We start from the raw sequence: 15,200 nt of genomic DNA, 5'->3' as shown, positions 1-15,200 counted from the left end.
AAGCGCGACCTGGGTGGCGGGTTCGAAGAGGGGCCGAAGCGGCCTGGAACGGCGGGTCGAGCTGACGGAAGCGGCCTGGAATGGCGGCGCTGGAGTGTCGGTCCTTAAGGTGACAGCGAGGGGACGGATTCAACCCGGAAGGCGCGTTTCGGTCGGGAGGGGGGTGCGTTCGTGCGGTGTGGTCTGCGGCCTTGCGGGGCGTACCAGATGGGGAACGCGGCGGCCCGGGGTCGGCCGAGGGCTGCCGCAGCCGGCCGCGGGTTGGCCGAGGGCTGCCGCAGTCGGCCGCGGGTTGGCCGAGGGCTGCCGCAGTCGGCCGCGGGTTGGCCGAGGGCTGCCGCAGTCGGCCGCGGGTTGGCCGAGGGCTGCCGCAGTCGGCCGCGGGTTGGCCGAGGGCTGCCGCAGTCGGCCGCGGGTTGCCCGAGGGCTGCCGCAGCCGGTCGCGGGGTTGCCCGCAGGCTGATCGAAGCCTGCCGAAGCGGGCTTCGATCAGCCTGGACCGGGCTTTGATCAGCGCTTGAGGCCGTGTTCGATGGCCTCGATGATGCGGGGACGCAGGTCCTCGGTGCTCACGATCGCGTCCACCGAGCCGACCTCGACCGCCCGCTGGATGCTGTGGACGCGGTCGAATTCGGCGGCCACCTCGCCCAGCTTTTCGGCTCGGACCGAACCCTGCACCTCGGCCAGGCGGGCGTTCAGTGCCGCGCGGTCGGTTGCCGACGCGGCTGAGGCCTGGGCCTGGAGTTCGGTGACGCGCGGGTCGTTTGCGGTTCGGTTGTTGACCTCGCCGGAGAAGACCACCGCCGCCGCGGGGGCGCCACCCAGCACCGAGGCGAACGAGCCCTCCAGCGCCAGGACCGTCATGTTCGGGTTCAGGGCCTTGGAGAAGACCACGAACGCGCCACCGTGATAGCGGGAGATGACCGTGAAGACGATCGGGCCGTCGAAGTTGACGATCGCGCGGCCGATCTCGGCGCCGTATTCGAGCTGCAGGTTCCGCATCGACTCGGGGGAGCCGTCGAAACCGGACAGGTTCGCGAGGACCACGAGCGGGCGGTTGCCGGACGCCGCGTTGATCGCGCGGGCCGTCTTCTTCGACGAGCGGGGGAACAGGGTGCCCGCCGTGTACGTGTCGGGGCCGTCGGTGGGCGGGAAACCCCGCCGCGGAACGGACCGGGACTCGATGCCGATGAGACAGACCGGCCGGCCGCCGATGTGCACGTCCTGGACGACCGAGGTGTCGGCGTCCGCCATACCTGCCCAGCGCTCCAGGACCGGGTGATCCTGATCGGACACCGCCCGCATCACGGTGCGGATGTCGAAGGCCTTCTTACGGTCCGGGTTGTGTGTCGCCGAGAAGATCTGCCCGACCGTGGTGAAGTCGCTTCCGGCCCAGGTGTGCGGGAAGTCGGACACGTCCCGGTCGGCCGGGTCGGTGGTCGCTGCCGGGCGCGGGCCGGTCTCGCCGGGAGCGACATACGTGTGGTCGTAGTGCGCCATCAGCACGTCACGGGCGGCGGGCAGGGACGGCGCCCAGTACTGCGCCTGACCGTTCGGGCCCATCACCCGGTCGTAGCCGCCGATGCCGAAGTTGTCCTCGGCCGACACCCCACCGGAGAAGTCCAGCGACTGTTTGCCGGTCAGCACCATCGCCGAGTCGGGCGTCATGACCAGGATGCCCTTGGTGTGCATGAGCATCGTGGCCTCGGCGTTCCAGTACGGCTGGGCGCCCACGTTGATTCCCGCGACCACGATGTTGATCTCGCCACCGGCCTGGGTGAACGTGACGATGCGCTTGAGAGCGGCGGCCACCCAGTCCATGTTCTCGGTGCCGGACGTCATCGAGATCCGCGCACCCGCGGACAGCGCGAACCATTCGAGCGGGACCCCGAGCGACGCCGCCAGGTCGAGGGCGGCGATGACCCGCGCGCACTCCGGCTCGGACAGTGCACCGAGCGACTTGGTCGGGTCACCGAGCAGCACCACCCGGGTGATGCCCTCCGGATAGCGGTCGGTCGGTGTGGTCACCACACCGGCCACGATGGCGGCCGTGTTGCGCCCCTTCGGCCGGTCGACCGGCTCCAGCACACCGGAGGAGGCGAGGTCGTACTCGGTGAAACTGCCGAGGAGACCGGTCAGCTCGTACGGGTAGACCGTCCCGCGCCGAGCCGCCCGCAGCACCTTCTGCCGGTAGTCGTCGAGCGGCTGCACCGGATCGGTCGACGGCTCACCGACGTGCAGGTGTGCCCCGTTACCCGGCTCCAGCGTGATGGTCACCGCTACCTCGGTGAGTTCCCCACTGGACCGGCGCTGCCGCGCGATGAACTGGACCTCCTCCAGGCCGGCCCCGGAGGCGGTCGGCAGGATGCGCTGGACCAGGGCGTTCAGTTCGTCGATGGACAATTCGGTGACCGGCCAGACGTACATCATGATCCGGTTTGTGTCGAATCTCTTGTTCTGGGGCCGTTGCGCCTGGATGTTGCGGATCGCGTCGAGCGTGAGGGTGATGCCCTCCTCCAGAGCGGGCAGCGCGACGAGCCGGCCGTCCGTCTCGCGGAGTGCGGTCAGGTCGCGGACCTGGTACATCGCGATGAGCCGCTCGTCGGACGGGTTCGACTTGGCGACCGCCTTGAAGAGGTACATCTCCTCGTCGGTCGACGGCAGGCGGGTGAGGTCGAACTCGCGCAGTCGTTCGAGTTGGAGACGCAGCGCGATCTGCGGATGCAGCCCCCGGATAAGCCGGTCTTCAGTGAAATGTCCGTCCTGGTCCGCACGGAACGTGAAGTGGTGGTGCATGACGGCGCCGCTCGTGCCCGCGATGGTCGCGGTGATCCGCCGCGTTGCCGGGAGCCGCAGCCCGTCGAAGAGCCGGCTCAACTCAGAAGCCATCTCATCGGCCCCGGGCTGCCCGTCCCAGGCGACATAGATGTCCGCGACATCCGACGAAACCGCGGCCAACGTTTCCGGCAAGTCCGAAATGTCGACGGCGGCGGCCGAAACGCGGGTCACCCGCGTGGCAAGAGAGTGCGTCGTAGTCATGAAGCGGCCATCAGTCGAGAAATCCGACAGATCCCGGTTCTCGTAGTAGCGGCGAGTCAATACCTCGAGCAGCGGCATGTGATCCCGCCCGGGTCGCCCGATCCGCTGCCCCACCAGCCGGACCAGCGGCTCCGAACAGGCGACCATCCGCTGGATCCGCTCGGACCGGTCCGGCGAATCCGGGTGATGATCGAGATGCCGCAGATCAGCGCGGACGGCCGCATAGACCTCAGCCCGGGTACGCCGGAGCAGCGGCTGCGCGTACCACCGGAAGACGATGCCCCGAGCCAGGTCGGACACCGACGGGAACCGCACCTGCGTCGCCTCGATCAGGTGCTCCAGGGCGATACCGGCCCGCTCGGCGAGCGGCTCCGCCGGCGGCGATCCGGCGATCCACTGTCGGAGCAGGGCGGACACGATGTTGATGTTCGCGGCTGACTTCTGCAGTGCCAGGAAGATCCGGAAGACCGCGTCCTCCAGCTCCGGAGTCCGATCAAGACCGGTCACGCCGTAGTGCGCGAGCACCCGGGTCAGCCGGTCCTGGAACGCGGTCGGCACCCCGGCCCGCTCCACGTCGAGGCTCTGGAGATAGGTGTGGAAGTTCTCCCGCGGGCTGTGCACCGCGCTGCCGGGCTCACTCTTCCACCCGTCACCGGGCTTGTTGCGGCTGAGCTCGAGCAGGTCGGCGCTGATCGTGAGCAGGTCGATCTCTTCGGCGACCGGCCGCCGGCCGTGCGCGGCCGGGACCACCGGCTCGACGTCGTACCCGAGCAGCAGAGCCCGCAGATCGTCCAGCCCGTGATCGGTGGGCGATCCCGACGGCAGGTCGATCTCGACCGCGGCGGCCGGTGCGGCGACCTCTTCGGAGTCGGACGAGGCGAGTGGTTCCAGGCGCATCAGCGGCGCACCGGTCTCCACCTGGCTGCCGACCGCGACCGGGCACTCACGCACCCTGGCCCGGAACGGCGCCCGCAGCACGTTCTCCATCTTCATGCTCTCCAGCACGAGGATCGGAGCACCCGCTTCCACCTCGTCGCCGACGGCGAGCGGGGTCGCCACCACCAGGGCCGGCGCGGGGAGCGGACCACGCCGCCCTCGTCCCGGCTGACCCGGTGAGTGACGCCGTCGACCTCGATGGTGTGGATCGGCCCGTGCGTGGCGGTGGTCAGCCGGAAGCGGTGGCCGTTGACGTACATCTGGCCGCTGTGTTCGTCGAACCGCTCGCTGATCACGTCGGCGTGCCCGTGTGAGGCGCCGGAGAAGATGCCGACCCGGAACCGCTTGAGCCCGAGCCGGGACACCTGCACCCGGTAACCGACACCGCGCAGCTTCAGATCGAGCGGACGGCCGGTGTCGTGCTGGACCTGCGGGCGACCGCCGTGCGCGGTGGTGAGCAGCCGCTGCCGACTGATCTCCTCCTCGTCCAGGTAGGCCTCGATGCCGGCGGCGGCCAGCGCGATCGCCGAGTGCCGGTGGCTGACCAGGCGACCCTCGGCGCGCACGCGATCGATCCACCCGGTGTCGGCCGAACCGTCGATCACCTCGGGCTGGTCGAGCAGGTCGAGGACGAAGCTCTTGTTGGTGGAGCCGCCCTCGATGATCACGGTGGTCTCGGCCATCGCCCGGCGGAGGCGGCCGAGTGCCTCGTCACGGTCTTTGCCGTACGCGATGATCTTGGCAATCATCGAGTCGAACGCAGCGGGAATGCTGTCGCCCTCGCTGACGCCGGTGTCCACCCGGATACCGGGCCCGGCCGGCAGCGCCAGCCGGGTGATGCGGCCCGGCGACGGCGCGAAGTCACGGTCCGGGTCCTCGGCGTTCAGCCGCGCCTCGACGGCGTGGCCCTGCTCGGCCGGCGGCGGACCGTCGAGGCGGCCGCCCGCCGCGACGTGCAGTTGCAGCTTGACCAGGTCGGTGCCGGTGGTGATCTCGGTGATCGGGTGCTCGACCTGCAGACGCGTGTTGACCTCGAGGAACGCGAACAGCCCGTCACCGGGGTGGTAGAGGAACTCGACGGTTCCGGCGCCGCGGTAGCCGACCGCCAGCGCCAGCCGGACCGCCGACGCCTTCAGTTCGGCCGCCTGCTCGGGCGCCATCACGACCGACGAGGACTCCTCGATGATCTTCTGGTTGCGGCGCTGGACCGAGCAGTCCCGGACACCGAGCGCCCACGCGCCGCCCTGCCCGTCCGCGATCATCTGGACCTCGACGTGCCGGGCCCCGGTCACCAGGCGCTCCAGGAACACCACGCCCGAGCCGAACGCCCGCAGCGCCTCCTGGCTGGTCCGCTCGTAGGCGTCGGTCAGATCCTCGGCGGAATCGACGCGCCGGATGCCGCGTCCGCCACCGCCGGCGGTCGCCTTCAGCATCAGCGGATAACCGATCTCGTCACCGGCCCGCAGCGCGTCCTCGAGCGTCGCGACCTCGCCGCGGCTCCACGGCGCCACCGGAACGCCCACCTCTTCGGCGATCAGCTTCGAGCCGATCTTGTCGCCGAGCTTGCGCATCGCCTCCGCGCTCGGCCCGACGAACGTCACCCCGATCCGGTCGCACAACTCCGCGAACACCGGGTCCTCGGCGACGAAACCCCAGCCCACCCAGGCCGCGTCGGCCTCGGTGTCCTTGAGTGCCTGCTCCAGCAGCGCGTGGTTGAGGTAGGGCCGCGCGGCCGCCGGACCCAGCGGATACGTCAGATCCGCCTCGCGCACGAACGTCGACGTCCGGTCCTCGTCGGTGTAGAGGGCGACCGTCTCGATCCGGGTCCCGGTCTCCGCGGACAGATCCCGCACGGCGTGGATGAGCCGCATCGCGGCCTCTCCACGGTTGATGATCGCGACACGCCTGAACACTTGCCGAGCCTCCCTGACACCATCAGCAATCTCCACCCCCACCCTCCCGGCTACTGCCCGGTCGAGCCATGGGCCGGATCATGCATGTCGCGCAGCGTTAGTTGTAGGAATCCCACAAACCCCATTGTCTCCGACGGCAAACGGTCTGGTACGGGCCATCGCAACGACAACCGCACGAAACCCCGAACCGTGCCCTATCCCGCGACGCGCTCCGGACACCGGACCGCAGCGCGACCGCCGGGCTGAGGCGGCCCTCACCGATGTGACAGCCGAAACACTTTCGAGTCGCGGACCTGGAAACCGAGCCGTTCATACAGGCGATTCGCGGCGACCCGCGACGGCCGGGACGTGAGGTCGACGGTCCGCGCGCCGGCCGCCCCGGCGATCCGGACCGCCTCGTTCGTCAGCGCCGCACCCACCCCGTGGCCGCGGGCCTCCCCGTCGACCACGACGTCCTCGATCCAGGCCCGCAGCCCGGTCGGAATCGGGAAGGTGACGAGTGTCAGAGTGCCGACAATCCGGCCGTCGACCCGGGCCACCAGCACGTGGTTGCCCGGCCAGGCGATCAGCTCGCGCAGCGCCGCCGAGTCGAGGGCCGGCGCCGACCGGGACAGCTGCGGCAGCAGGCGTCCGAACGATTCGACCAGCTCATCGGTGACCGAGCGCACGACCTCGATGACCACACTCACACCGCTGACCCTAACAATCGGATTTCCGGATCCCCTACTGTCGGCGCGTGCAACTCGTCGAGATACGTCGCTACCCGGTGAAGTCCCTGCTCGGAGAAGTGGTCGAGACCGCCGGAGCCGACTCGCGAGGCCTGGCCGGTGACCGTCTGTGGGCGGTCCGTGACACCGACGGCAAGGTCGGCAGCGGCAAGAACACCCGCCGTTTCCGCCGCATGCCGGGCCTGTTCGACCTGCGAGCCCACACCGCCCCGATCCCGGCCTCGGCTGCGCTCCCGCCTGATGGCTCGCCGACCGGTGCCCTCGCCGGCCCGTCGAACGGTGCTCTCGCCGTTCCGTTTGTCGAATTGCCGGACGGTCGTCGTTTCGCCGCCGACGATCCGGACGGTCACCAGGCGATCAGCGACCACCTGGGCCGCCCGGTCACGCTGGTCCCGGAGTCGACGGTCCCGCACCACGACGAGGGTCCAGTCAGTCTGATCACGACCGCCGGCCTGCGCGCCCTGACCGGCCTGGCCGGCGCCGAGACTGACGGCGCCCCGGTCGACCCGCTGCGCTTCCGGGCCAACCTGCTGCTCGACGTGCCGGGCGTCGGTTTCCCGGAGGACGACTGGACCGGCCGCCGCCTGCGCATCGGCCCCGACGTGGTGCTGCGGGTGGTCCGCCCGCTGACCCGCTGCGCGATGGTCGACATGGCCCAGGAACAGGCCTCCGAACGCAGAGACCTGCTGAAAACCCTCGCCGAACACAACGACATGACCTTCGGAGTCTTCGCCACGGTGGAAACCCCGGGCCACCTGACCGTCGGCGACACCACGACCTGGGTCTAATGCGGTTCCTTGTTGTACGGGGTGGTGCTGGTCAGGACGGCGAAGCCGAGGCGCTCCAGGATCGGGCGGCTCTGGGACGAGGCGTCGACCTGCAGGTATTCGTAGCCCAGGTCGGCGGCGATCCGGGCTCGTTCGGCCACCAGGGCGCGGTAGATGCCGCGGCCCCGCCACTCCGGCGCGGTGCCGCCACCCCACAGGCCGGCGAACGCGGTGCCCTCGTTGACGTCCATCCGGGCGCCCGAGACCGGGGTGTCGCCGGCCATCGCCACGAACAGGTACGCGTTGTCCGGGTCGTTCGCCAGCTGGTCGAGCAGGCGGTGGCGGAGCCAGTCGGCGTTCTCGCCGAACGCCTGCTCGCTGGCGGTCACCATCAGCTCCACGCCGGCCGGATCGGTGACCCGGTCGATGCGAACGCCGTCGGGTAGGTCGGCGTCCAGGGACAGATCGCTGATCGCGGCGATCATAAGCGTCTCCTCGTCGTCGGCGACGAAACCGGCGGCGGTCAGTCGGGTACCGAGGTCAGCGGGCCTGTCGTAGCCGTAGTGCTTCCACTCGAAGGGAAAGCCCAGCTCGGCGAAACGGCGCACCGAACCGGCGATCGCTTCGTCCGCGGTGGTCTCGTCGAGATCCGACCAGACGACGGCGTTCCAGGCCTGCGGGCCGCTGCCGACGTGTCGCACCACCGGGCCGTCCCGTTCGATCCGGGACCCGTCACCTTCGGTTCGCATGTCCCGCCGCATCTGCCTGTCGAACAGGTCCAGCACCTTTTGATGATCCACGTGCTCAACCCCAGCACCCGCACCCCACCCGGGCAATGCATTTTCAGCATCTTGCCGCGCCCCGGCTACAGTGCTCGGCGTGCTGACCGACGACAGGCCGGCCGGCTGGGCCGCCCGCCTCGACGACGCCGTCCGGCAGGCCCTGACCGACGTCGTGTCGACATTCCCGTTCGAGGCTGACGAGCACTCGGTGGGGCCGCCCACCACCGCCGCTGACCTCAGCGAACTGCTCAGCCGGATGCCGTGGGCGCCGGACGGGCTGGTCGCCCTCCAGCGGTCGGTGGGACCGGTGTCGTTGCCGGACATCGGCAACGGCTACTTCCTGTACGACGTCCGTGGCCTGACCGGTGTCGTCGACCACGACGACGGCCGGCCGGATCGTCTCGCCGGACCGCATCAGGTGGACGTCGTGGTGTTCGGCGGGGACGGCGGCGGCGCTCAGTACGCGATCGCGCTCGACGACGGCCGGGTCCTCCGGCTGCGGGAAGCGGCCTATACCGGCGGCGAATACGACGGGCCGGGGATCACGGTCATCGCCCGTGACCTGCCGGACTTTCTGGAGAAGCTGCTCGGCGCGGTGCAGGCTTTCGGGGACGGCGGGCGGATCACCGATCTCTGAACCACCGCATCAGCCCGGCGGTCGCGTTTCGGTCGTGACCCGCCGCGGATCTCGCGCGGAGCAGACGGGGCGGGATGGGTTCGGCGGGCGGTGTGGCCGTACCGAATCAGCGTCTTGGTCCGTGGATTTCGCGGTGTAACCGTTCCATCCGGATGTCGAGACGCGCGGCATCCTCGGCCGCCGCGGTCAGCTCGTCGCGCAGGCGGGGTGGAACGACGTCCGGATCGTGCTTGTAGTAGATCTTGTGTTCGAGGCTGGCCCAGAAGTCCATGGCGACCGTGCGCAGTTGGACCTCGACCGGCACGGCGACCACCCGGTCGGACATGAAGACCGGGATCTCGACGATGAGATGCAGGCTGCGGTAGCCGTTGGCCTTCGGCTTGGCGATGTAGTCCTTGGTGACGACCAGATTGACGTCCGGCTGGCGGGTCAGCATGTTCGCGACCGTGTAGACGTCCGAGACGAAACTGCAGACGATCCGGATGCCGGCGATGTCACGGATCCGGGCGCGCAGGTCGTCGAAGTGCAGCGGGCAGTTGAGGCGGTGCGCCTTCGCGGTGATGCTGGCCGGTGACTTGAGACGTGGGCTGACGTGCTCGATCGGGTTGCCGGAACCGCGGTGGGTGAGCTCCTCGGCCAGGATCGTGATCTTCGTGTTGATCTCGGCGAGGCCGAACTTGTAAACCATGAGGAAGTGGTTCAGATCGGTCCACTGCTCGTGCCAGGCCTCGGGGTGACCCCGGCGCGCCAACTGGCCGGGCTGGTCGGTCGTCACGTCGCGCTTCTCCACGAAATCCGTCATCGTCGGCGGCTGGCCGATTTCGCCTGGTACATGGCGGCGTCGGCCTCCCGCAACAGCAGGTCGGGGTCGGCCGACCCGTCGCCGGACACCGCCGACCCGATGCTCAACCCCACCTCGACGACATGCCCGTCGATCGTGTACGGCTCGACCACCGCGGCCTCGATCCCGGCCCGGACCACACTGTCCCCTCCCGGCCCGGAGACGTCGTCGATCAACACGACGAACTCGTCCCCGCCCAGCCGAGCTACCGTATCGGTGCGCCGCAACAGCGCCGTCAACCGCCTCGCCACCTGGATCAGCAGTTGGTCTCCGGCGGCGTGCCCGAGACCGTCGTTGATCGCCTTGAACCCGTCGAGGTCCATGAGCAGCACCGCGAACCGGTAACCGGGCTCGCGCGCCGCCCGCAACCCGGCCTGGGCGAGCCGGTCCTCCAGCAGCAGCCGGTTCGGCAGACCCGTCAGGTGGTCGTGCATCGCGGCCGTACGCAGCCGTTCCTCGACCACCCGGTAGTCCAGGGCCTTCGCCAGCAGCGACCCGGAATGGTTCATCATCTCCCGGCCCGGTGGGGTGGTCGACTGGATCCGGCCCACCGCGGCGAGCATCCCCCAGTCGCGCATGCGGCTGCGGACCGGCACGGTGAACACGATGTCGCCGTCCGTCCCATCGGCGAGCGCGAACAGTTCGGCGGGTGGAAATTCATCCACCGGGAGGACCCGGCCGCCGGCAGCGGGGAAGCGGAAGGTGCCGACCGTCTCCAGCTTCTCCGGTTCGTCCGGATGCCACATGCCCAGACAACCGGCCCGGGCCGGCGTGCGGTCCAGCCAGTCCAGGTGTGCCGGGTCGCCGCCCTGCTCGCCGAGCAGCGCGATACCCAGCTCGTACTGCACGTTCAGGGTGTCCTGCAGATAGCGGACCTGCCCGAACAGCTCGCGGGTGTTCGCCTCCGACAAGGGCAGCCCATCCGAGGCGCAGCCGCACGACTCGCGCGGCTCGAATAGGGTCGCCACCTGGCGTTTCTGTGGCGGCTCGGACATCAGGTCGTAGACCGTGGCGCCCAACGCGTCGAGCGGCTGCCGCACACTCGACAGCGCCGGCTTCAGGTAGGCGGCGTCGGCGATGTCGTCGAACCCGACGACCGCCAGGTCCTTCGGCAGGTCGTAGCCGGCCGCGGTCAGCCGTCCGATCAGGCCGATCGCGTTCCGGTCGGTGCCCAGCACGATCGCGGTCACCGGCATGCCGGCCCGGATCAGTGCGTCGGCCACCGCCTCGCCACCCGACTCGTGGTTGTCGCCGGTGTCGAACACCATCGGGCTCAGATCACGCTCGGCCAGGCCCGCGCGATACCCGGCAAGTCGCTCACGCAGGTCGAAATGCACCATGTAGCCGGCGAAGGCGATGCGCTCATGACCGTGTTCGATCAGATGGGCGACGGCGTCGCGGACTCCGCTGCGGTTGTCGGCGGCCACCACGGACATGCCTTCGCCGGACGTCTCGGCCGCCACCAGCACTACCGGCAGCCCGGCCCGGCGAGCCGCCTCGGCATACTCCGAACCCACCGCGCCGGGCAGCACCGCCAGCCCCGACAGATGCCGCCAAGCCACCGGCCGGTGGAATTCCGGCAGGCCACTGCGGTCGGCGCTGTGGGCGCCGGGGTCCAGCGTCTGCACTGCCATCACCCGGTCCCCGCCGGCGACGGCCGCCGCGTTGATCCCCTCGATGATCGCCCCGTAGTAGTCCCCTCCGACGAACGGCGACAGGATCCCGAACGTGCGCCCACCACTCACACCGGTCATGATCCCGCAAATCGCCCGCGTCCACGCCCGGACCCGCTGTCCGTATTCGTTCGGCGCGGTCCGGTCCGGCGGTTTCGCGTTCCTGGTTGATTTCATTCAGGACAAATTTGTTGGTACGGGACAAAGCGTCGAGTTGATGTGGGTCGTCCCGTCGGCTACCGCGCGAGGTGTGCTGCCGGGCGCGGCCGCAGCGCGAGTTCCGGGCTGAGGCCGCTGGTCACCATTCCGGGGTCGTCACCGATTGGAGTCTTCGGCCGCTGGTCGTCGCCCGGGGTCGTCACCGATCGGGTTTTCGGTCACGGGTCATCTCTCGCAGACGATCCCGTCGCCGTCCCGGTCCTGGTACCAGTCGTACTCCGGGTCGACGCCGCGAACGTAATCGCCGTAGCCCGCGCTGTTGGCCGCCTTGCAGGTCGAGAAGCGCGGGTCGGTTCCTCCGGTGGGCTCGTCGTCCTCGATCGGTTCCTCGTCGTCGCCGCTCGACTCGCACGCGATTCCATCGCCGTCCCGGTCCAGGGCCTTGCGGTAGCCCGGGTCGCTGCGGCTCAGTTCGCCCGGTGCGGCGTCGCAGTTCGCGTAGTAGACGGCCTTCGGTGATTTCGACGCCGTCCTGGTCGGGGTCGCCTTCGGGTTCGTCGTCGCAGTGGGTTTCTTCGGGGCTGTCGACGTGGTCGGCCCGGCCTCCGGGGTCGCCCCGGCTTCCGGGGTCTTCGTGGCGGCTTGTTGTAGTGCGGCCACCTCGGGACTGTCCGCCGGCGCCGATGTCTTGTCGGTTTCCTGGTCCGGGCTGAACAGGGCCACCCCGCACACGCACAGCGTCAGCACACCGAGCACGCCGAGGAGCGGTTTGTGCCAGGATTTCCGGTTCGTGGTCGGAGCTGGCTGGGCCGCGAACATCGCGGTCGGCGGTGGGCCGAAGGGTGGCGGCGTTCCGTAGGCGGGCTGCCCGGAAACCGGCGGCCGGCCGTAACCGGCTGCCTGGCCGTAGGCGGGTGGCCGGCCGTATCCCGGGTGTGGCACGCCAGGCCGGCCCGGGGCGATCGGCGGACCGTAGTCGTGGTTCGGGTCGTTCGACGCCGTGGGTGGTGCCGGTGGGGTGGGCGGACCGTTACCGGGACGTGGTTGCGGTGGTTGTCCCGGCTGGCCGGCCCATGGGTCCTGGGGAGGCGGCAAGTTCACACGGTGAGCTTGCTGTCGACTGGTCACCTACGGTACTGGCCGTCCGGTTCGGGTCCGTAGACATACGTAGCTGTCTGTCCGGGTGAATCGCCAGGCACCCTTCGCCCGGGTGCGAACGCTGGTGGCCGTAGTGGGGTGGTCGGCGTCTCGGCTTGGTGGGGCGGACATCCGGGGTGACCGTGAGCCGGGGGATCGGCCCGGCGGGCGCGGGGGCGGGCGGGAGTGGGCAGCCCCGTCGCGGTGTAGTTCGGGGACGGCTCTCGTGCGGTCGGGTCTGGGGTGGTCGTACCAGATGAGGGGTTATCGGAGGCCCAGGGCGGAAAGGGCGGAGCGGATCGCGGCGCCGGTGGGGCGGAGGATTTCGTCGCGGAGCCAGCGCGCGGTGGGGGTGATGATGTGGCGCCAGACCGCGCCGAACGTGTATCGCCAGGTCACCGCGATGGCGATGCCCAGTGGGCGGAGCAGGAGGCGGTAGATCTGGCGGAACAGCCAGGTCGTGCCGTCCCAGCCGGTCTGCAGGAACCACAGCAGGGTGCGGCCGATCGGGACCAGGATCCACGACCACAGGAGAACGCCGGCTGGGCGGAGGACCCGGCGGTAGAGGGGGACCACGGCGTTCTCCCACAGCCACATCAGTGGTACGCCGATCAGCATCACCGGGATCGCCAGCAGCCAGCCGAAGACTGTGACCAGGGCCTTTCCGAGCCAGCGGGCCGGTGGGCGGAGCACGTTGATCCAGAGCCAGGTCAGCGGGACCACGATCAGCCATCGCCAGATCCAGGTGGCCGGGACCACGATCAGCCAGTGCCACAGCCAGAGCGCGGGGATGACGATCAGGTGGCGGCCCAGCCAGGCCAGCGGCATGATCAGGTAGCGGTGCAGGAAGCGGCCGATCGCCTCGAAGGCCATGCCGAGCAGGCGGAACGGCAGCACCACGACGACCGCGACCGCCCGGACCGGCCACAGCAGCCAGTCGGGGGCGGACTCGTGGGGCTCGTCGGCTCTCGGCATCGGCCCAAGGTATCGGACGCGGCAAACCGTTCCGGCAGGTGATCCATAAGATCATCGATCATGGGAAGCATCGCGAGGATCGAGGAACACGCCGTCGCCGCCTGGCCGGCCACCCACGCTGAACAGGCCGGGGGCTGGCTGCTGCGGCACACACCGGGCGTCGGGAAGCGGCGCAACAACTCGGCGCTGCCGTCCGGAGCCGAGGTGGCCGTCGAGGTGGCCGAGGCGTTCTATCGGGATCGCGACATTCCGGTGATCGTGCAGATCAGCCCGGCCGAGGAACACGCCGAGTTGGACGCCGCGCTGGCCGGGCGGGGCTACCGATTCGACGCTCCGACGCTGGTGCTGACCGCGCCGGTGGCCGAGGTGGCCGCCGCGGATCCCGTCGTCGTGATCGGGCCGGAGCTGACACCGCAGTGGCGGGCGGCCTACGGCAACCCGGCGGTCAGCGAGCACGTCCTCGAACACATCGCCGTGACCACCGGTTATGCGTCGGTCACCGTGGACGATGAGATCGCCGCGCTCGGGCTGTTCGTCGTGGCGGACGGGATCAGCGGGGTGTTCTGCATGGCCACCGATCCGCGGCACCGCCGGAAGGGATACGCCGAGTCGATTCTGCGGGCCGGTGCGTCCTGGTCTGCCGGGCAGGGCGCCGACCTGCTCTATCTCCAGGTCGAGGAGGACAACGCGGCGGCCCGGGCGCTGTACGGGAAAGTCGGCTTCACGCACTCCCACAGTTACCATTACCGAGTCAGCTGACAGAGGGGTCGTCATGATCGAGGCAGGGATGCTCGGGCGGCTCCGGCCGGGCGACCACGCATGCGTGATCATCGACGATGACGACGTCCGCATCAGAGGCCTGGCGACGTACATCAACGCCGGCATCCGTGCCGACGAGCGAATCCTCTATTTCGGACCCGACCCGGAGCGGCTCGCTGACGAACTGGGCGTGCACGACGCGATCGACCGCGGCCAGGTCGTGATGGTGACGGCCGAGGACTCCTATCTCGCGGGCGGCCGGTTCGACCCCGAGGCGACGATGGACGGCTGGCGCACCGAGGCGGCCCGGGCCCGCGCCGACGGATTCCGGAGCCTCCGGGCGATCGGTGACATGTCGTGGGCGGCCGGTCCGGTCGCCGGAGCCGAACGCCTGGCCTGGTATGAGGCGAACGTCAACCGGGTGTTCGCCGAGCGGCAGGCGATGGCGATCTGTCTCTACGATCGGCGGCTGTTCTCGCCGGCCGAGCTGCAACGAGTGACCTGGGCGCACCCGGCGGCCGTCGACCACAACACGGGCGCCGAGGCCGAGCCTGCTCTCCGGTTCGCCCGCCTCGGCGACCCACCCGGCATCCGGATCCGGGGCGAGGCCGACCTGTCGAACCGGCAGGCGCTGCGATCCGTGCTCGAACGCCTCGTCGACGACACCCCGGCCGGTGACCAGCCGATCGTCGTCGACGTGTCGGAGCTGCGGTTCGCCGACGCCGCGACGGTGCGGATCCTGCTGGAGGTCGCCGTCGCCGGCGCACCCCGGCTGCGGGTCGTCGGCTGCTCGCCCGGCCTGCGGCGGTTGCTCGTGTTCAACGGCGCCGACGCGATCTGCGAGTCGTGATGCC

The 15,200-nt window shown here is 69.9% G+C and carries 10 protein-coding genes and 1 pseudogene; 4 read left to right on the top strand and 7 right to left on the bottom strand.

The window, feature by feature from the left end; genetic code table 11:
- Positions 1-510: 510 nt before the first annotated feature.
- Together Q0Z83_RS26150 and Q0Z83_RS26145 are read right to left on the bottom strand one after the other, a co-directional pair.
- Positions 511-5,888: pseudogene (locus Q0Z83_RS26150) on the bottom strand (ATP-binding protein).
- A 254-nt stretch (positions 5,889-6,142) separates the two neighbouring features.
- Complete coding sequence (locus Q0Z83_RS26145; RefSeq protein ID WP_317796644.1) at positions 6,143-6,577, bottom strand: GNAT family N-acetyltransferase; 435 nt, start codon at positions 6,575-6,577, stop codon at positions 6,143-6,145.
- A gap of 47 nt (positions 6,578-6,624) precedes the next feature.
- On the opposite strand from Q0Z83_RS26145, the gene Q0Z83_RS26140 reads away from it, so the two are divergent.
- Positions 6,625-7,404 carry an MOSC domain-containing protein gene (locus tag Q0Z83_RS26140; RefSeq protein ID WP_317796643.1) on the top strand — a complete coding sequence of 260 codons (780 nt, stop codon included), beginning with the start codon at positions 6,625-6,627 and terminating at the stop codon, positions 7,402-7,404.
- On the opposite strand, the gene Q0Z83_RS26135 is transcribed toward Q0Z83_RS26140, so the two are convergent.
- Complete coding sequence (locus tag Q0Z83_RS26135) at positions 7,401-8,183, bottom strand: GNAT family N-acetyltransferase (protein ID WP_317796642.1); 783 nt, start codon at positions 8,181-8,183, stop codon at positions 7,401-7,403. The two genes, Q0Z83_RS26140 and Q0Z83_RS26135, sit on opposite strands and share 4 nt — an antisense overlap.
- A gap of 79 nt (positions 8,184-8,262) precedes the next feature.
- On the opposite strand from Q0Z83_RS26135, the gene Q0Z83_RS26130 reads away from it, so the two are divergent.
- Positions 8,263-8,802 (top strand): hypothetical protein, encoded by a 540-nt coding sequence (locus Q0Z83_RS26130; protein WP_317796641.1) that lies wholly within the window; start codon positions 8,263-8,265, stop codon positions 8,800-8,802.
- A gap of 106 nt (positions 8,803-8,908) precedes the next feature.
- Here Q0Z83_RS26130 and Q0Z83_RS26125 read toward each other — a convergent pair whose 3' ends face one another.
- The 4 genes from Q0Z83_RS26125 to Q0Z83_RS26110 all read right to left on the bottom strand — a co-directional run bounded on the left by Q0Z83_RS26125 (position 8,909) and on the right by Q0Z83_RS26110 (position 13,587).
- The gene (locus tag Q0Z83_RS26125; RefSeq protein WP_317796640.1) at positions 8,909-9,604 is read right to left on the bottom strand and encodes a GTP pyrophosphokinase; all 696 of its coding nucleotides are present in this window, start codon (positions 9,602-9,604) and stop codon (positions 8,909-8,911) included.
- Positions 9,601-11,493 carry a GGDEF domain-containing protein gene (locus Q0Z83_RS26120; protein WP_317796639.1) on the bottom strand — a complete coding sequence of 631 codons (1,893 nt, stop codon included), beginning with the start codon at positions 11,491-11,493 and terminating at the stop codon, positions 9,601-9,603. Before Q0Z83_RS26120 ends, Q0Z83_RS26125 begins: the two co-directional genes overlap by 4 nt.
- 207 nt (positions 11,494-11,700) lie before the next feature.
- The gene (locus Q0Z83_RS26115; RefSeq protein WP_317796638.1) at positions 11,701-12,570 is read right to left on the bottom strand and encodes an excalibur calcium-binding domain-containing protein; all 870 of its coding nucleotides are present in this window, start codon (positions 12,568-12,570) and stop codon (positions 11,701-11,703) included.
- 306 nt (positions 12,571-12,876) lie between these two features.
- Complete coding sequence (locus Q0Z83_RS26110) at positions 12,877-13,587, bottom strand: hypothetical protein (RefSeq protein ID WP_317796637.1); 711 nt, start codon at positions 13,585-13,587, stop codon at positions 12,877-12,879.
- 60 nt (positions 13,588-13,647) lie between these two features.
- Here Q0Z83_RS26110 and Q0Z83_RS26105 point away from each other — a divergent pair, with 60 nt between their 5' ends.
- Together Q0Z83_RS26105 and Q0Z83_RS26100 are read left to right on the top strand one after the other, a co-directional pair.
- A complete protein-coding gene (locus tag Q0Z83_RS26105) occupies positions 13,648-14,346 on the top strand; it encodes a GNAT family N-acetyltransferase (protein ID WP_317796636.1) in 699 nt (232 codons plus the stop codon).
- A 13-nt stretch (positions 14,347-14,359) separates the two neighbouring features.
- Entirely contained in the window at positions 14,360-15,196 is an 837-nt protein-coding gene (locus Q0Z83_RS26100) for an MEDS domain-containing protein (protein ID WP_317796635.1), read from the top strand.
- Positions 15,197-15,200 lie beyond the last annotated feature (4 nt).

This window comes from Actinoplanes sichuanensis (assembly GCF_033097365.1).
Lineage (GTDB): Bacteria > Actinomycetota > Actinomycetes > Mycobacteriales > Micromonosporaceae > Actinoplanes > Actinoplanes sichuanensis.
The sequence above is the reverse complement of the archived record's forward strand: the minus strand, read 5'-3'. Positions and strand labels throughout refer to the sequence as shown.